This is a genomic window from Paraniabella aurantiaca (assembly GCF_050309965.1).
Taxonomy (GTDB): Bacteria; Bacteroidota; Bacteroidia; order Chitinophagales; family Chitinophagaceae; genus Niabella.
Genome location: NZ_JBLOSY010000003.1, coordinates 116,582 through 134,004, shown reverse-complemented (window position 1 = coordinate 134,004; position 17,423 = coordinate 116,582). Strand labels below are relative to the sequence as shown.

Annotated in this window: 15 protein-coding genes; 8 read left to right on the top strand and 7 right to left on the bottom strand. The window is 42.1% G+C overall.

Features of this window, described 5'->3' with window-relative positions:
• Positions 1-50 precede the first annotated feature (50 nt).
• Positions 51-1,388 carry an adenylosuccinate lyase gene (gene purB / locus ACLOAU_RS23800; RefSeq protein WP_427864427.1) on the top strand — a complete coding sequence of 446 codons (1,338 nt, stop codon included), beginning with the start codon at positions 51-53 and terminating at the stop codon, positions 1,386-1,388.
• A gap of 62 nt (positions 1,389-1,450) precedes the next feature.
• Here the strand turns inward: purB and ACLOAU_RS23795 are convergent, their stop codons facing one another.
• From ACLOAU_RS23795 to ku, 7 genes are all read right to left on the bottom strand, one after another.
• Positions 1,451-2,005 carry a hypothetical protein gene (locus ACLOAU_RS23795; protein ID WP_427864426.1) on the bottom strand — a complete coding sequence of 185 codons (555 nt, stop codon included), beginning with the start codon at positions 2,003-2,005 and terminating at the stop codon, positions 1,451-1,453.
• Positions 2,006-2,208: 203 nt separating this feature from the next.
• A complete protein-coding gene (locus tag ACLOAU_RS23790) occupies positions 2,209-2,586 on the bottom strand; it encodes a hypothetical protein (RefSeq protein WP_427864425.1) in 378 nt (125 codons plus the stop codon).
• Between the two features lie 58 nt (positions 2,587-2,644).
• Complete coding sequence (locus ACLOAU_RS23785; RefSeq protein WP_427864424.1) at positions 2,645-3,259, bottom strand: hypothetical protein; 615 nt, start codon at positions 3,257-3,259, stop codon at positions 2,645-2,647.
• Positions 3,260-3,353: 94 nt separating this feature from the next.
• Complete coding sequence (locus ACLOAU_RS23780; protein WP_427864423.1) at positions 3,354-4,946, bottom strand: peptide chain release factor 3; 1,593 nt, start codon at positions 4,944-4,946, stop codon at positions 3,354-3,356.
• Between the two features lie 89 nt (positions 4,947-5,035).
• Positions 5,036-6,934 (bottom strand): DNA ligase D, encoded by a 1,899-nt coding sequence (ligD, locus tag ACLOAU_RS23775; RefSeq protein ID WP_427864422.1) that lies wholly within the window; start codon positions 6,932-6,934, stop codon positions 5,036-5,038.
• Between the two features lie 89 nt (positions 6,935-7,023).
• Positions 7,024-7,707 (bottom strand): DNA polymerase ligase N-terminal domain-containing protein, encoded by a 684-nt coding sequence (locus tag ACLOAU_RS23770; RefSeq protein ID WP_427864421.1) that lies wholly within the window; start codon positions 7,705-7,707, stop codon positions 7,024-7,026.
• A 3-nt stretch (positions 7,708-7,710) separates the two neighbouring features.
• Positions 7,711-8,481, bottom strand: coding sequence for a non-homologous end joining protein Ku (gene ku / locus ACLOAU_RS23765; protein WP_427864420.1), 771 nt, complete (start codon positions 8,479-8,481; stop codon positions 7,711-7,713).
• 167 nt (positions 8,482-8,648) lie between these two features.
• Here ku and ACLOAU_RS23760 point away from each other — a divergent pair, with 167 nt between their 5' ends.
• The 7 genes from ACLOAU_RS23760 to ACLOAU_RS23730 all read left to right on the top strand — a co-directional run bounded on the left by ACLOAU_RS23760 (position 8,649) and on the right by ACLOAU_RS23730 (position 17,372).
• A complete protein-coding gene (locus tag ACLOAU_RS23760) occupies positions 8,649-9,620 on the top strand; it encodes a glycoside hydrolase family 43 protein (protein ID WP_427864419.1) in 972 nt (323 codons plus the stop codon).
• 61 nt (positions 9,621-9,681) lie between these two features.
• Positions 9,682-11,322, top strand: coding sequence for a ribulokinase (locus ACLOAU_RS23755; protein ID WP_427864418.1), 1,641 nt, complete (start codon positions 9,682-9,684; stop codon positions 11,320-11,322).
• Between the two features lie 62 nt (positions 11,323-11,384).
• Complete coding sequence (locus tag ACLOAU_RS23750) at positions 11,385-12,083, top strand: L-ribulose-5-phosphate 4-epimerase (protein WP_427864417.1); 699 nt, start codon at positions 11,385-11,387, stop codon at positions 12,081-12,083.
• Positions 12,084-12,142: 59 nt separating this feature from the next.
• Positions 12,143-13,645: an L-arabinose isomerase gene (gene araA / locus ACLOAU_RS23745; protein WP_427864416.1), complete on the top strand. Its 1,503-nt coding sequence runs from the start codon at positions 12,143-12,145 to the stop codon at positions 13,643-13,645.
• A 74-nt stretch (positions 13,646-13,719) separates the two neighbouring features.
• The gene (locus ACLOAU_RS23740; protein ID WP_427864415.1) at positions 13,720-15,453 is read left to right on the top strand and encodes a sodium:solute symporter family transporter; all 1,734 of its coding nucleotides are present in this window, start codon (positions 13,720-13,722) and stop codon (positions 15,451-15,453) included.
• Entirely contained in the window at positions 15,454-16,287 is an 834-nt protein-coding gene (locus ACLOAU_RS23735) for an EcsC family protein (RefSeq protein WP_427864414.1), read from the top strand.
• Between the two features lie 29 nt (positions 16,288-16,316).
• Positions 16,317-17,372 (top strand): hypothetical protein, encoded by a 1,056-nt coding sequence (locus tag ACLOAU_RS23730; RefSeq protein WP_427864413.1) that lies wholly within the window; start codon positions 16,317-16,319, stop codon positions 17,370-17,372.
• Positions 17,373-17,423: the final 51 nt, after the last annotated feature.

Sequence of the window (17,423 nt, the reverse complement as noted above, 5' to 3'; positions counted from 1 at the left end):
CCCGTCCAAATGGTATTCAGCCGGCGGACTTTAAATTTTAAATAAGGAGCATGTCTTTAACCGCTATCTCGCCCATCGATGGCCGCTACAGTAAACAGGTAGAAAGCCTGCAGGAATATTTCAGTGAATACGCATTGATTAAGTATCGTGTTATTATTGAAATTGAATACCTGTTGCTATTGGCAGATAAAAAGTTTCTGAAATTGTCTGCGGGAGCTAAAAAACATCTGCAGCAGTTAAAGGAAAACTTTAGCGTAGCAAATGCAGAAGCTATTAAGGAAATAGAAAAGACTACTAATCACGACGTAAAGGCGGTAGAGTACTTTTTAAAGGCAGAACTGGATAAGACGGATGCGCAGGAAGCGAAAGAGTGGATCCATTTTGGTTTAACATCACAAGATGTAAATAATACAGCAATACCCTTATTATGGAAGCATAGCCTGGAGTTTGAACTGCTACCGGCATATCTGAACCTGCAAAACCACTTACATCAACTGGCACAGGATTTTAAAGAGATCCCGATGTTGGCGAAAACACATGGTCAACCTGCGTCTCCAACCAGATTGGGAAAAGAAATTATGGTCTTTGTAGAACGTTTGGAGAACCAGATCCGCTTGTTTTCCTATATACCGGTGGCGGCAAAATTTGGCGGTGCTACCGGAAATTTTAATGCGCATTATGTGGCCTATCCTAAAACGGACTGGATCAAATTTGGAAATCATTTTGTTGAGGAGGTGTTGGGCCTCCAGAGAATGCAGTTTACCACGCAGATTGAGCACTATGATAACCTGGCAGCTCATTTCGACTGCATCAAGCGCATCAATACTATTTTGCTGGATCTGTGCCGTGACATCTGGACTTATATCAGCATGGAGTACTTCAAACAAAAAACCAAAGCCGGCGAAGTAGGCTCGTCAGCTATGCCACATAAGGTAAACCCCATCGATTTTGAAAATGCCGAAGGAAATATAGGTGTAGCTAATGCTATGCTGGAGCATCTTTCTGCAAAATTGCCGGTAAGCCGCCTGCAAAGAGATCTTACTGATAGTACAGTTCTGCGTAATATTGGGGTGCCGGTAGCTCACACCATTATTGCCATCAAAAGCATTGAGAAAGGCTTAGGCAAGCTGGTTTTAAACGAATCTGCATTAAAAGCCGACCTGGACAATAACTGGGCTGTAGTAGCAGAAGCTATTCAGACAATCCTCCGTCGCGAAAAATATCCGAACCCTTATGAGGCTTTGAAGGAGTTAACAAGAGGTAAAGATGGAATCACTAAGCAATCTTTGCATAAATTCATTAGCTCACTAAAAGTTTCAGCAGCAATTAAAGCGGAGCTGAAAAAGATAACACCGCATAATTATACCGGTGTGGTCGCAAAGTATTAAGCAGAAGGCTCGCAGGTTAGTTAAACCGTGAGCCTTTTGCCTTCCAACCTGAATGGTTTAAATTATTTCTTCGGAGCTCTGATTGCCTGACCGTGGTAGTTGGACCAGGTTAAAGCATCTCTATAATAATCTGAATATTGTAAGTTGCCGTTTTTATAAACCAGGTTGTCCCAGGTTATAAGAGTGGTGTAGAATCCTGAGGCATCATTCTGATATAATATTATCAATTTTCTTCTTTCGCCGGTTTTTACAAGGTTCCAGCTCAAAATTTCATGTCTGTTATTCGCCCCGTCATACATATATCCTCTGTTGTCCTTATTAAAAACGTAATAGTCACCAGCAACATTCCAGTTATTCGAGCTGCCACCTCTTTCATAACGTAAAGGAGTGTTACCCATAACGCCAATAGCTTCAATGATTTCCCAGGAGGCGGAGGTTAACAAAGAGTCATTAACAAGGGTATCTTTTATGATAATTGTATCCTTCTTGATTAGAACCGTTTCTATGGTATCCCTTTCGATAATGGTTTTCTCTTTGGTACAGGAACTAGTTGTAAAGGATGTTAGAATAAGCGTTATAAAAAATGTCACAACGCAAGCAAGTTTTGTAGTTTTCATAGATTTTTACTTTTACAGGGCAAATATAAATAAAAACAGGAGATGTAGATAAATGTTAGGTTAGTAGTTTTTACATATTCGCCAGCTTAATCAGCTTTATTTTTTGAACGTTGTGGCTTTGTAGCGGCTTTTTTGCTTTTTGAGGTTTGGGCGTTATGGGTGTCGGAACTGCGATTAATGATATCTTTTGCAGGAGAGCAATTTTAGATTTGCAAAGAACTGGTTCGATGCGGTTTTACTTTAACCCCGCCAGCAATTACAATTATTTCATTGTCGTTACAGTTAGTTATTTGCTCCTTCTTTGTTTGACAAAAGGCGCTAAAAGGAATAACGACGTACAACACCACCACTACAGCTATTTTCTTTAGATAGCTCCAATTTGATCTGAAAACATATTCAATTGAATTATTTGTTTCCTCTGTAGATCCCGGATCTATTTGCGAATGGAGGAATCTTCCGCAAATACGCTCTTTTGTTCTTTTCTCAAAGTATGCTGTTATCTCGGATGCCGACATTTGAGTGAAATCAACGACAACTTTAGAACAGGCAGTACAAAAGCGTCCGCCGTCAAGAGCTTCCATGTTATTCCATTTCTCAGAACATGGTTGGGGTATAGTTATACGCATATTAGCAGTTTGATTATTTGAATTTCATTGCATGAAAGGCAGAAGGCATTAATCGCATCATTGTTTCTTTGTCATTGAACAGGTAAAAAATATACACGTCGGCAGCATTATCTTTATGTAAAGCTACGGTCATACAGTTTTTGTAATTGCTGTCGAATGTAGTTCTGGGAACATATGCTGAAGTGGCTCCCCAATCAGCATTAAACTCATTTTTTACCGCTTCAGGCTTGAAAGCGCCAAATCTGGGAATAGCCGGAGTAGTGGCCACCTGAGGCTGTAAACTGGTATTGAGTAAGATAGTTACAAATACAGTTTGGTAATTTTTATTGGGATGTGCTTGGGCAAACACTTTGCGTCCGTTTGAAGTATCAGCAGCCATCTTTTCAAAACTTTCAATTCTATTTCCGAGCGGGCGGATAACATAACGTATCTCAAAACTATCGGTTTTGCTCTTGATCGCCAGATCGTAGCTCATATCCCGGTTTGGACGTACTGGAACTGTATCAAAATTTTCAGGCATTTCGAAATGTAGTAATCCTTCCTCCAGGGCGGAATTAAACCGGGCATTTTGTCCTGATAAAGTCGAAGAAATCAGCAGAAATAAGATCGCTGTTAGTAGATGGTTCATAATGCTTTTCTATACAAGATGCAGTTTTTCATAAGAATACATAAAAAATGCCGCAGTTTGGATTGCGGCATTCAATAATCGGTTGGTGAAATAGTTACTCTACCTTATGTATTTCGCTTGTAAAGTGAAACTTAATATCAGGATTATTGCTAATCTCCGTGTTTAAAAACCACTCGCTTTGAGCCAGGTACACATCATGACCATCCTTGTCTAATGCGGTGTTGGCTTGTTTAAACCGAACAAAATCGTGTAGTTTCTTATCATCATCAGAGGTAAGCCAGGTAGCTTTATAAAATGGCAAAGCCCTGAACTCAACGCTGGCTCCATATTCATGCAACAAACGATATTGAATTACCTCAAATTGAAGTTCTCCTACACAACCGATAATTTTTTTGGTTCCACCAAACTGCGTGAATAACTGAGCAACTCCTTCGTCTGTCAACTGCAGTAAGCCTTTTTCCAGTTGTTTGGTTTTCATCGGATCTTTATTGACTACCTCCTTAAATATCTCCGGAGAGAAGGAGGGAATACCTGTAAAATAGAAATCCTCGCCTTCTGTTAAGGTATCTCCAATCTTAAAGTTGCCGGTGTCAAACAAGCCTACCACATCTCCGGCGTAAGCGTCTTCTATAACACTTTTGTCGCGCGCCATAAAAGAATAAGGATTGCTAAATCGTACGTCTTTGTCCAGGCGCACGTGATGAAAGTATTTATTTCGCTCAAACCTGCCGCTGCAGACCCTAAAGAACGCAATCCGGTCGCGGTGCTTGGGATCCAGGTTGGCATGTATTTTAAATACAAAGCCGCTCAATTTGGGTTCTTCTACGTCCACTTTTCGGGCAGAAGTTTCGCGGCTTTGCGGAGTTGGAGCGATGCGGATAAAAGTGTCCAGCATTTCCTTTACACCAAAATTGTTAATCGCACTTCCGAAAAACACAGGGGACACTTTTGCAGCCAGGTAATCTGCTGCGTTCAATTCACCATTTACTCCATCCACCAGCTCTACGTCTTCTCTCAAAATCGCTGCGTCTGTAGTACCAAGCATTTCTTCCACAACAGCATCGCTTAGGTCGGTAATAGCTATTGAATCTTCGGCCTCTGCTTTGGTATTTGCGGCAAACAAACGCAGGTTCCGGTCATATAAATTGTACACACCTTTAAACTCCTTACCACTGTTAATGGGCCAGGTCATGGGGTGTAATTGAATATTCAGTTCTTTTTCAATTTCTTCTAAAAGATCAAAACGGTTTTTACCATCCCTGTCCATTTTATTAATAAAGACGATTACGGGCGTATCGCGCATGCGACATACTTCCATCAGGCGGCGGGTTTGATCTTCTACCCCGTTCACACTATCTACTACCAATATCACACTATCAACTGCGGTAAGCGTGCGATAGGTATCCTCAGCAAAGTCTTTGTGTCCGGGAGTATCTAAAAGATTGATCAATATGCCGTTATATTCGAAGCTCATCACCGAGGTTGCAACCGAAATACCTCTCTGCCGTTCAATTTCCATGAAATCTGAGGTAGCAGATTTCTTTATTTTATTACTTTTTACGGCGCCCGCAACCTGTATGGCACCACCAAAAAGCAGGAATTTTTCGGTAAGCGTGGTTTTACCGGCATCGGGGTGGCTGATGATGGCAAACGTACGCCTCCGCATGATCTCTTCGTGAAACTTCATATTGTAAATTCTTAAAAGGCCGCAAAGATATTTGTATTTGGTGAGAAGTCCATGGTCCATGGTCTATAGTCAATCGACCCTCAACTTGGTTACCCTTCCATCTTCTTCAGGCACTTCATAATATCTACACCGCGGCCCAATACGGGCTTGAAAATATCCCCTATTTTAGTAATGCGTTTTGGAACGGTCTTAATATCAAATTGAGAAGGATGGAGCCCTTTTTTTACTTCCTTCCAGTCCAGAGGGGTAGAGACGGTGGCCCCCTTTTTAGGTCGCACGCTATAAGCACTGGCAATGGTCTGCCCCCGGCGGTTTTGCAGATAGTCTACATATATTTTACTGTTGCCCCGTTTTTTAAGATTACGTTCCAGGGTCGTAAAAGCAGGCAACATTTCCGTTACTTTCATTGCCGTCAGGTGTGCAAAATTCTTTACGTGCTCGTAATCATATTTATTGCCCATAGGTACAAATACATGCAAACCGGAAGATCCTGATGTTTTACAGTAAGATGTTACACCACATTCTGCCAATACCTGGCGGGTGGCTAAGGCTACATCAATGACCTGGTCAAATGTGTTTTTATCGCTCGGATCAATATCGATAATCAGATAGCTGGGGTGTTCTTGCTTTTTAACAGTGCTGTTCCAGGGGTTCATTTCTATACAACCCAGGTTGGCCAGGTAAAGTAAGGTAGCTTTATCATTACAAACGATATAATCAATGTTTTTGGTATTGCTTTCTGAGTACACTTCAACTGATGTAACCCAACCGGGTGCGCTGTCACCGGCATCTTTCTGGTAGAAACTCGGGCCTTTGATACCATTAGGAAAGCGGTTCAGGCTTTCGGGCCGGTCTTTCAGATAGGGCAGAATGAATGTTGACATTTGATCATAATAAGCGATCAAATCGCCCTTGGTATACCCTTCATCAGGCCAATAGATTTTATTTTGATTGGTAAGCTTTACCTCCTGTTTTCCAACCTTAATTGTCAGGTCACCGTCTTTTCCTGATGTCTTTTTCTTCGCGGGCGTTTTAGCAACTTTTGTCGCTAAATGCTGTTTGCCTGTATCTTTCGCTTTTGCCATGACTTTTTCATTTTTAGGTATGGTTACTTCTTCCGGAGCTTTGTCAACCCTTAAGCCAACAAAAACAGGGTGTCTGAAAATATGCTCTTCAGTGAGTTCGGAGTATTTTATATTGGCTACAAGCTTAGGCTGCACCCAGGTGGCGGGCATATTGGTTTTGGGCTTAATGGCAAACGGCGAAGTTTTCCTGATCAGGGGCTTTAATTTTTGATACATTTCATTCAATGTGGTTGCATTAAAGCCGGTGCCGGTATGCCCGGCGTAAATCAACTTGTCATTCTGGTAACGGCCTAAAATCAGTGCTCCAAATTTTTTTCTCGAACCCCTTGGCTCCGTAAACCCCACAATAATGACTTCTTCGGTATTGTGGTGTTTGATCTTTAACCATTCGGTTGTACGGCGCCCTTCGTTATAAGTGGAGTCTGCACGTTTAGCTATCATGCCTTCCAGGTTATTTTGCTTGGCGGCTTCAAAAAAATCAACGCCTTTTTTTTCTACATGATCGCAATATTTTATAAAATCATTTTCTATAAGTGCTTCCTTCAATAACTCTTTTCTCTGAATATTTGGAAGAGAAGTGGTAGCATGACCATTCAGATACAACAGGTCGAAAACATGGTAAACGAGTGGAACATCGGGGTGTTCGCCAAAATGCTGCAGGGTTTGAAAATCGGGTAAATTATCTTTGTTATAAGCTACAATTTCACCGTCGAGTATCATCTCGTGTTGCTGCTCCTGTAAAGCTTCAGTTATGGGGGCAAACTTTTTAATAAAAGATATACCGTTACGGGAATAAAGTTTCAGATCTTCACCGATTTCTGCAATGGCCCTGTATCCGTCCCACTTAATTTCGAAGATCCACTCCTCGTCATCAAAAGGCTGATCTCCCAGGGTGGCCAACATAGGATGTATGAATTCCTTAAACTTTGTTTCGCCTGAGAGATAAGCGGCGTAGTGCTTTATGTTACCTTTTGTTGAACTGGCCGTGGGACTCAACGCTTGAGAGCGGGCTTTTTTTTTAAAGCCTGCCCGCCTGCCGGACGGGCAGGCTTTTTCGGGCTTGCTTTCCGGGCAGCTTTTGCCTTTACAACCTTGGTTACCTTAGATGTTTTATTGGTGAATTGCTCAGCATCATACTTTGTGCTTACTGCATACTCGTCTTTATGTTTAATCAGGAGCCAGGCATTACCGTCATCTTCGGTTCTCATTTTTACCAGGGCGAACTCTCCTTTTAATTTTTTGCCGTGTAATATAAATTTAAGGGAGCCCTGCCTCAATTCTTTAAGCAACACAGCTTCGTCGCTACCTGCTGATGAAACGGACTTTTTTCCGGTCTCTTTTTGCAGGGCTTCATAAGTTCCTTCATCCCATATTTCTACTTCTCCCGCTCCGTAATTCCCTTCAGGTATGGTGCCTTCAAATGTGCGGTAATCATAAGGGTGATCTTCTACCATCATGGCCAACCGCTTGTCAGCAGGATTTAGCGAAGGCCCTTTGGGCACCGCCCAGCTTTTTAATACACCTTCCATCTCCAGGCGAAAATCGTAATGAAGTCTTGACGCTGCGTGTCGTTGTATTACAAATTTGAGTTGCTTGCCGCTCCTGGCTAATTTGCCTTTTGGCTCGGCTGTAGAACCAAAGTTTCTTTTCTTATTATAATTACTAAGTGTTGCCATAACTTAAGAGGCTTTCTTTTTTGCTGTCAGGCTGGCTTTTAATTGCTCCATCAGGTCTTTTGTTTTAACGTGGGCTACACGCAGCTTAGGCGTTGTAACCTTCTTGCCTTTAGCCTTAGCTTCAATAACCTTCATTAATTTTTCCGAGTAATTATTTTTATAAGCAGAAATGTCAAATTTCTCAGAAAGCTGCTCTATCAGGGTTACAGCCATTTTCAATTCAGCCGGTTTTACAGTGCGCTTCGGTACAGACAGGTCGCTCGTTTTACGGATTTCCTGGTCGTATCGTATTCTTTGAAACAGGATGATATTTTCATAAGGTCTTAAGATGCCCAGCACTTCTTTATTACGCATTACAAAAGTGCCTACACCGGCCATCTTGGTTTTCTTCAGCGCCTCTGCCAGTAAAGTATAAGGAGCTTCGCCGTTTTTTTGTGGTTCGAGAAAATAGGGCGTTTCAAAATAAATGCTATCTATTTCATCCTCCTGTACAAAATGATCGATGGAAAGGATCTTGGTTTTTTCAGGCATCGCTTTTTCAAAATCTTTTTCGTCCAGTACAATATACTTGCCGTCATAGTCATAACCTTTTACAATATTTTCCCAGGCCACTTCTTTCCCTGTTTTTTCATTGACCCTTTTATATTTGATATGACTGTGGTCTTTTTTATCCAGCATGTCCAGGTCAAGGCTGCTTTCTTCTGTAGCTGAGTAGAGCTTAACCGGTATATTTACGAGGCCAAAACCTATAGCACCTGTCCATATAGCTTTCATAAGGATATTATTTTAGACTTTATGGTAAAACAAAATTGATACCAAAGGAACTATACGATCGGCCCACCTCTTTAAAGTGTCTTAACAAGTTGGTGACCGTTATCTAACTACCTTAGGGACATTTCTTTCAATCTGATTTATTTTACCGCATAACTTTTTAATTCAATATGAAACGCAGCTTGCTCTTTTGTACCACCCTCTTTTTGATGGTAGGTATCTACGCTCAGAAAACTACATCCGGCAATCCTGTTTTTCCGGGTTGGTATGCCGATCCGGAAGTGGCGCTCTTTCAAAAAAAGTACTGGATATTTCCAACGTATTCCGCTCCTTATAATAAGCAGGTTTTCATGGATGTATTTTCATCCAAAGACCTGGTAAACTGGCAAAAGCACGAACGAATAGTAGATACTGCTGCTATAAAATGGGCATGGAGGGCTATGTGGGCACCGGCTATCGTTGAAAAAGATAAAAAATACTACCTTTTTTTTGCAGCCAACGACATCCAAAGCGACAATGAAAAAGGAGGAATCGGCGTAGCTGTAGCCAATAAACCAGAAGGACCTTACAAAGATTACCTGGGTAAACCATTGATTGACAAGTTTCATAACGGGGCTCAACCCATCGACCAGTTCGTTTTTAAAGATAAGGACGGCCGGTACTATATGTATTATGGGGGATGGAGACATTGCAACGTAGCTAAATTAAAGAAGGACTTTACCGGTTTTGAGCCTTTCGCCGATGGTGCCATCTTTAAGGAAGTAACGCCTGAAAAATATGTGGAAGGACCGTTTATGTTTATCCGTAACGGTAAGTACTACTTTATGTGGTCGGAAGGCGGTTGGACAGGGCCCGACTATAGTGTAGCTTATGCCATTGCAGATTCGCCCATGGGGCCCTTTAAACGGGTGGACAAGATATTACAGCAAAATCCGGCTATTGCCACCGGAGCAGGTCACCATTCTGTTTTGCAGATACCTGGAAAAGATGAGTACTATATTGTGTATCACCGCCGGCCCCTTACAGAGAAGGATGGCAACTCCCGTGTGGTATGCATCGATAAGATGGAGTTTGATAGTCAAGGCCTTATAAAAACAGTGCAAATAACAAATGAAGGTGTGGCGCCGCGGAGGATAAAATAATTGTAGCTATTACAATTAATATTTTATTTTTCGTTATTTTAGCGAAAATTATTAAGCTGCCATGTCTCAAGATGTTTATGTGATAGGTGTCGATTACGGATCAGATTCCGTAAGATCGGTTATCCTGAATGCCAGAAATGGAGAAGAAATAGCTTCTTCGGTTTTTGAATACCCCCGGTGGAAAAAAGGCCTTTACTGTAATGCAGGAGTGAACCAGTTTCGCCAGCACCCGTTGGATTATGTAGAGGGATTAGAGTTTACAGTAAAAAATAGCCTGCAAAAAGCAGGACCTGAAGTGGCGAAAAGGGTGAAAGGACTTTCGGTTGATACAACTGGTTCTACGCCCGTAGCCGTAGATGAAACCGGTACTCCATTGGCATTAAACCCTCAATTTGCAGAAAACCCTAACGCGATGTTTGTTTTATGGAAAGATCATACTTCCATAAAAGAGGCAGATGAAATAAACGGGCATGCTACTAAATTTGAAACCAATTACCTGCAATATGTAGGTGGCATCTATTCCAGCGAATGGTTCTGGGCTAAGTTACTGCATGTTTTTCGTGCAGACGAAGCCGTACGTAATGCTACTGCCAGCTGGGTAGAGCATTGTGACTGGTTGCCATTTCTGCTGACAGGCGGAACACATGTAAAAGATATTAAAAGAGGCGTTTGCTCGGCAGGACATAAAGGTCTATGGGCAAAAGAATTCAACGGTTTTCCTCCCAATGATTTTTTTGCAACCTTAGATCCATTATTGGATGGTTTTACAGCCAAACTTCCGGCTGATACTTATGCGGCCGATCAGGCAGCTGGTAATTTGTCCGCAGAGTGGGCTGAGCGGCTGGGCCTGAGTGCTGAAGTTGTGGTGGGCATTGGCGCCTTTGATGCGCATATGGGCGCTGTAGGCGGACAAATAGAGCCTTACTATTTAAGCAAAGTGATGGGTACTTCCACCTGCGACATGCTGGTTGTTCCTACAAAAGAATTTGGAGACAAGCTGGTGCGCGGCATCTGCGGTCAGGTGCCTGGTTCGGTTATTCCTGCGATGATCGGGTTAGAAGCAGGGCAGAGTGCGTTTGGTGATATTTATGCCTGGTTCAAAAACCTGTTAGCATGGCCGTTACAGTTTGTAGAAGATGCAGATCTGAAAAAGTCTATTGAATCCCGGATTATAAAGGAACTGTCTGAAGCGGCTGCAAAACTGCCGTTGCATGAGGATGATGAATTGGCGGTGGACTGGCTGAATGGCCGTCGTACACCCGATGCCAGCCAACTGCTGAAAGGCGCAATCAAGGGATTAAACCTGGGTAGTGATGCGCCCGCGATTTTTAAAGCCCTGGTCGAAGCCAGTTGTTTTGGCGCCCGCGCAATTGTGGACCGTTTTATTGAAGAAGGTGTTCCCGTAAAAGGATTGATTGGAGTAGGGGGCGTTGCTAAAAAATCGCCTTACATCATGCAGGTTATGGCAGATGTAATGAATATGCCCATCAAAATACACAAGTCAGAGCAAACCTGTGCAACAGGTGCTGCCATGTTTGCTGCAACAGCTGCCGGTATTTATGATAATGTAGGACAAGCCATGGAAGCAATGGGGCAGGGATTTGATGTTGAATATCACCCTATACCTGAAAATGTGGCGTACTACGCAAAACGCATGGAGCAATACAATGCATTTGGGAAATTTATTGAAGAAACAAAATAGCCGATGGTCCATAGTTAATGGACCATTGACATTTCCATACTATTTGATACAATTAAGATTTCATGAATTATAAGTATATACGTGAAGCGGCTTATGAGGCCAATATGCAATTGCCGCAATTAGGGTTGGTGTTATTTACTTTCGGAAATGTAAGCGAGGCCGATAGAAGTCAGGGGCTTTTTGCCATTAAGCCCAGTGGTGTAGCTTACAATGATCTTTCTCCGGAGAAAATGGTGATCGTAGATTTTGACGGTAATACAGTTGAAGGCAGCTTAAACCCTTCCTCTGATACCAAAACACATGCGGTTTTGTACAAGCAATGGGACGGCATTAATGGAATAGTACATACACATTCCACTTATGCAACTGCCTGGGCACAGTCGCAACGTGATATTCCTATTTTTGGTACTACACACGCCGATTACAATACAGTGGATATTCCCTGCGCACCTCCGATGAGCGATGAAATGATCAAAGGAAACTATGAGTACGAAACCGGCTTCCAGATCATCAACTGTTTTAACGAAAAAAATCTTGATTATAAAGAAGTCGAAATGGTTTTAGTGGGCAATCATGCGCCATTTACCTGGGGAAAAAATGCCGCAAAAGCGGTACATAATAGTGCAGTGTTGGAGCAGGTAGCTAAAATGGCTTTACTAACAGAGCAGATCAATCCGCAGGCGCCACGTTTAAAACAGGCCTTAATGAGCAAACACTATGAACGCAAACATGGCCCGGATAGCTATTATGGGCAGAGCTAAACCTGTACAGGAGCCGGCAGTTTAAATTTAATAAAGCAAAATTCTTAAAATATAATTTCATGACAGATCTTAAAAAGTTAGAGGTTTGGTTTGCTACAGGTAGCCAAAACCTTTACGGAGAGCAAACACTTATTGAAGTAGCTGAACATTCAAAGGAAATAGCGGAATATATCAACGCACATACATCTATACCGGTTACTGTTGTATATAAAGGAACACTAAAATCTACCGAAGAGATCTATAATTTTTGTGCTGACGCCAATCACGATGCGAACTGCATAGGTGTAATTACATGGATGCACACTTTTTCACCTGCTAAAATGTGGATCAACGGATTGAAGATCTTACATAAGCCATTACTGCATTTTCATACGCAATATAATCGCGATATTCCATGGGGTTCAATCGATATGGACTTCATGAATACCAACCAGTCGGCACATGGCGACAGGGAATTTGGTTTTATGGTAAGCCGTATGCGCAAAAGAAGAAAAGTGGTGGTAGGGCATTGGCGCGATGATAATGCTATTGCGCGTATTGCAGTGTGGACACGTGCTGCTGCAGGTTGGAACGATTGGCAGGGTGCACGTTTTGTGCGTTTTGGTGACAATATGCGTTATGTTGCAGTAACTGATGGAGATAAAGTAGAAGCCGAATTGCGTTTTGGTTATAGCGTAAATACCCATGGTATTGGCGACCTGGTGAAAGTGATCAATGATGTAACGGATAGGCAGGTGGAAGATCTGATTGCAGAATACCACGAGACTTATAATGTAATGGAAAGCCTGCATGCAAGAGGTCCTCAATATCAATCTCTGGTAGATGCAGCAAAGATTGAGCTGGGTTTGCAGCGTTTCCTGGAAGAAGGTAACTTTAAAGGTTATAGCGATACATTTGAAGACCTGTATGGCATGAAACAATTGCCAGGTATAGGTTCCCAAAGAATGATGGCCCGTGGTTATGGCTTCGCAGGTGAGGGAGATTGGAAAACAGCAGCACTGGTGCGTGCCATGAAAGTAATGGGTGCCGGTTTGCCTGGAGGTAACTCCTTTATGGAAGATTACACCTACCATTTCGATCCTAATAATTCTTTGGTGTTGGGTTCTCACATGCTGGAAATCTGCCCGAGTATCGCCAGCGGAAAAGCAAATGTTGAAATACATGCTTTAGGAATTGGCGGTAAAGAAGATCCCGTGCGCCTGGTATTTAATGCGCCCGGCGGTCCGGCTTTAAATGCTTCTGTAGTAGATATGGGTAACCGTTTCCGTTTATTGGTAAACGAGGTGGAGGCGGTTGAGCCGCAAAACGACCTGCCTAAATTACCGGTAGCACGCGTATTGTGGAAACCTTATCCGGATATGAACACCGGCTGTGCCGCGTGGATATTAGCTGGTGGTGCTCACCATACCGGTTATTCACAAAACCTGACAGCCGAGCATCTGGAAGATTTTGCTGATATGGCGGGTATTGAGTTTACACTCATCGGTAAAAACACAGAACTCTACAATTTTAAAAATGAATTACGTTGGAGTGATGTGTATTATCAATTGAATAAAGCTTAAAAAAAATAACGTTTTTCGATTATTTTATTGATTATATTAGCGAACTTTTTTAAAAAATTTTAATTGCTGTCATTATGAGTAATAATTTGGGTACGCTGGACTACGTAGTGTTTTTTACCTATTTTATCCTTGTTTCATCTTATGGTTATTGGGTGTATATGCGTAAGAAAAAAGCAACGGTTTCCGCATCGCATGACTATTTTCTTGCAGAAGGTTCTTTAACCTGGTGGGCCATCGGGGCTTCTTTGATCGCTTCCAATATTTCGGCAGAGCAGTTTATTGGAATGAGCGGTGAGGGCTTTTTTGTAGGGGTAGCTGTTGCCGCTTACGAGTGGATTGCAGCAGTGGCGCTTATCATCGTAGCCGTTTGGTTTATTCCAATTTATTTAAAGAACAAGATTTATACGATGCCGCAGTTTCTCGAAACGCGGTACAACAAGTCTGTTTCGCTCATAATGGCTGTATTCTGGCTTTTCTTATATGTAATTGTTAACCTTACTTCTATCCTTTACCTGGGCGCGTTGGCCATCGACACATTGTTGGGTGGCGGATACCTGCATGTAATTATGATCATACTACTAATAATGGCATTGCTCATTGGCTTGGGAGGTATGAAGGTGATCGGTTATACAGATGTAATACAGGTAGCTGTTTTAATCATAGGTGGTTTTGCCACGGTTTATATGGCCTTGCAGATCGTAGATCAGCGCATCAATGGTGCTGCAGTAGGTAGTGCTATCGCCGGGTTTAAATCCTTAATGAATGAAGCTCCGGGGCATTTCAAGCTGATGCTTGATAAACCCGCGGTAACTACCACTACATTGTCGATGCCGGAAAACCTGGATGTACAGAAGTATGTAGTATTACCTGGACTGGCGATGTACTTTGCTGGTCAGTGGATTGTAAACCTGAATTATTGGGGTTGCAATCAATATATCACGCAACGTGCATTAGGCGCTGATCTGCGAACAGCCCGCACAGGGATCCTGTTCGCAGGGTTTTTGAAACTGTTTATGCCTATCATCGTTATGTTGCCCGGTATTGCAGCGTATGTATTACATAGCAAAGGACAGCTGCCTGGTTTTAATGGCGTGAAAGATGGCGCTTATTCAGCGATATTAGGATTCTTGCCGGTAGGTTTAAAAGGTTTGGCAGTAGCGGCTTTAACAGCAGCTATCGTAGCTTCTCTGGCCGGAAAGGTAAACAGTATCTCAACTATCTATACCCTGGATATCTATAAAAAGTACATTAAATCTGATGCCTCTGAAATCCAGATGGTGAGAACCGGAAGATGGGCGATTATCATTGCTATGTTGATTGCATTGGCTTTCACCTGGACAGACGCATTAGGAATAGGTGGTGAAGGCGGATTTACCTTTATCCAGAAATATACAGGCTTTATCAGTCCGGGTGTATTTGCCATGTTCCTGTTAGGTATGTTCTGGAAACGTACAACAGGTACAGCAGCCCTGGTAGGGGTAGTGTTAGGGTTTGTACTGGCTATCTTCTTTAACAGCTATGCTGTTGAGCTATTTGGTAAAGAAACCTGGATGTATACTGCCTTTACATACGAAAAGATGGAGAAAGGGGTAGTGCACACTATTACTGAAATACCATTCCTTATAAATATGGGTTGGTCGTTCGTGATTACTATTCTGGTTATGATTGCTATCAGTCTTGCAGGTCCTAAAGAAAATCCGAGAGCTTTTGCAATTGATAAGAGCATGTTCAAGGTAGATCCAAGAACCCTGATCTTGATCGTAGTTACATTATTATTAATTACTGCCATTTACGTTAGGTTCTGGTAAATGGAAAAAAGCAGATATTTACACCGGTCAGGAATTGCTTCTGACCGGTTTTTTATTAATATAGAGTTGGCAGGTATAGTTTTTGCAAAATCCAACGATATGGATCAATATGAGATTTTTGTCGGTCATGAATTAGAAAAGTGGCAATTCAACATGTTGAAGGGGCCCGGCCTGTTCGGCAAACTATCCAAGAAGGCTCAGGATAAGATCAACTCCTTTATACCGGAAAAAGTGCATAATGCTATTACTACGGTTATCAAACAAATGATCAGGGGTGTTTTATTTGGTGCAAAGCATACCACCGCAAAGCCGCTTCAGGTTGCATCACTATTTGAACGGGAACTGGTGGTAAAAGAAAAAATAAAATTTTACAGGAGCACTGCCGCTGTAGAAGGTGGGGTAACAGGTGCAGGAGGTTTTTTCTTAGGCCTGGCAGACTTTCCTATTCTCATTGCAATAAAATTAAAACTGCTATATGAAATAGCAGCCACTTATGGGTTCGATCTCAATGATTACAAAGAACGTATTTACTTACTCCATATTTTTGAATTATCATTTTCCGGTAAAGAACATAGTCGCAATGTTTATATGAAGCTGGTCAACTGGGAGCAAAATGCTGCTACGTTGCCAGAGGACATCAACCAGTTTGAATGGCGTAAGTTTCAACAGGAATACCGGGACTATATCGATTTAGCCAAGATGGCACAGCTACTTCCCGTGATTGGAGCCCCTGTCGGCCTTATTGCTAATTATAGTCTTATAAAAAAGTTAGGAAACACAGCTATGAATGCTTACCGCATGCGGATATTGCAAAAAGAATATTCTGTTAATTAAAAAAAATCTTACCCCTTTAAATCAAATCAATGAAATGGATCTTTTTGCCTCTTGCAGTAAGCTTTGGAACTGCGGTATGTAATGGAACTGATGTTAACGATAAAAAAGCGGGAAGCACCGCAGATAGTGCAACGCAACAGGAAATAGTGGTGCAGGATAGTATCCTGAAAACAGATTCGATTGTAGTTGATGACCAGGCAGCTCCTATAGATACCTCTGCTTATAATAAAAAAATGCAATGGATGGCTAACGGCGACAGTTCCGGCCGTTGGCCTGCAAAGGGACCTTATCCATTAAAAGGTGCACTATTACCTTTTAACAGGATTATTGCCTATTATGGTAACCTTTACTCAACCCGGATGGGTATATTGGGAGAACTACCCAAAAAACAAATGTTGGATAAGTTGAGGGGGGAGGTGAGTAAGTGGGAGAAAGCGGATCCTGAAACACCTGCTATCCCTGCCCTGCACTATATAGCGGTAACCGCTCAGGGCGAACCGGGTTCTGATGGTAAATATAGATTGAGGATGCCATTTAAGCAGATAGATACTGTTGTTAGCTGGGCTAAGGAAATAAAAGCACTTACTTTTATAGATGTACAGGTAGGATTGAGCAGCTTGGAAGAAGAGCTCCCGCGATTTGAAAAGTATTTTAAGTTACCCAACTTTCACCTCGGTATCGATCCCGAGTTTTCCATGAAAGGCGGTCAGAAGCCTGGAAGTGTCATAGGAAGCTTTAATGCTGATGACATCAACTATGCCATCGATCTGCTAGCTAAAATTGTACGCGACAATAAATTGCCTCCGAAAATATTGGTGGTGCACCGCTTCACCAGTGATATGGTAGCCAATTATAAGGCTATTAAGAAAGTACCCGAAGTACAGGTAGTAATTGATATGGATGGCTGGGGTGGCAAAGAACTCAAAGCTGGCACCTGGAAGAGGTTCATTTATGAACAGCCGGTTCAATTTGCCGGATTTAAGATATTTTATAAAAATGACCTGAAAAATGGCTCGAAAGGCATTTATACACCATCTGAACTGGTGAAATTTAAACCAATACCTCTTTATATACAGTATCAATAAAGTTATACAAAAAAACCGGCAACATTTGTTACCGGTTTTTTCAAGTATTTA

Bases quoted from the DNA above. Each gene is read 5' to 3' on its own strand.
- ACLOAU_RS23755 (WP_427864418.1), top strand. From the start codon at position 9,682: ATGTCTCAAGATGTTTATGTGATAGGTGTCGATTACGGATCAGATTCC.
- ACLOAU_RS23780 (WP_427864423.1), bottom strand. From the start codon at position 4,946: ATGAAGTTTCACGAAGAGATCATGCGGAGGCGTACGTTTGCCATCATC.
- ACLOAU_RS23740 (WP_427864415.1), top strand. From the start codon at position 13,720: ATGAGTAATAATTTGGGTACGCTGGACTACGTAGTGTTTTTTACCTAT.
- purB (WP_427864427.1), top strand. From the start codon at position 51: ATGTCTTTAACCGCTATCTCGCCCATCGATGGCCGCTACAGTAAACAG.
- ACLOAU_RS23795 (WP_427864426.1), bottom strand. From the start codon at position 2,005: ATGAAAACTACAAAACTTGCTTGCGTTGTGACATTTTTTATAACGCTT.
- ACLOAU_RS23750 (WP_427864417.1), top strand. From the start codon at position 11,385: ATGAATTATAAGTATATACGTGAAGCGGCTTATGAGGCCAATATGCAA.
- ACLOAU_RS23790 (WP_427864425.1), bottom strand. From the start codon at position 2,586: ATGGAAGCTCTTGACGGCGGACGCTTTTGTACTGCCTGTTCTAAAGTT.
- araA (WP_427864416.1), top strand. From the start codon at position 12,143: ATGACAGATCTTAAAAAGTTAGAGGTTTGGTTTGCTACAGGTAGCCAA.
- ACLOAU_RS23760 (WP_427864419.1), top strand. From the start codon at position 8,649: ATGAAACGCAGCTTGCTCTTTTGTACCACCCTCTTTTTGATGGTAGGT.
- ACLOAU_RS23785 (WP_427864424.1), bottom strand. From the start codon at position 3,259: ATGAACCATCTACTAACAGCGATCTTATTTCTGCTGATTTCTTCGACT.
- ligD (WP_427864422.1), bottom strand. From the start codon at position 6,934: ATGTTGGCCACCCTGGGAGATCAGCCTTTTGATGACGAGGAGTGGATC.
- ku (WP_427864420.1), bottom strand. From the start codon at position 8,481: ATGAAAGCTATATGGACAGGTGCTATAGGTTTTGGCCTCGTAAATATA.
- ACLOAU_RS23735 (WP_427864414.1), top strand. From the start codon at position 15,454: ATGGAAAAAAGCAGATATTTACACCGGTCAGGAATTGCTTCTGACCGG.
- ACLOAU_RS23770 (WP_427864421.1), bottom strand. From the start codon at position 7,707: ATGGCAACACTTAGTAATTATAATAAGAAAAGAAACTTTGGTTCTACA.
- ACLOAU_RS23730 (WP_427864413.1), top strand. From the start codon at position 16,317: ATGAAATGGATCTTTTTGCCTCTTGCAGTAAGCTTTGGAACTGCGGTA.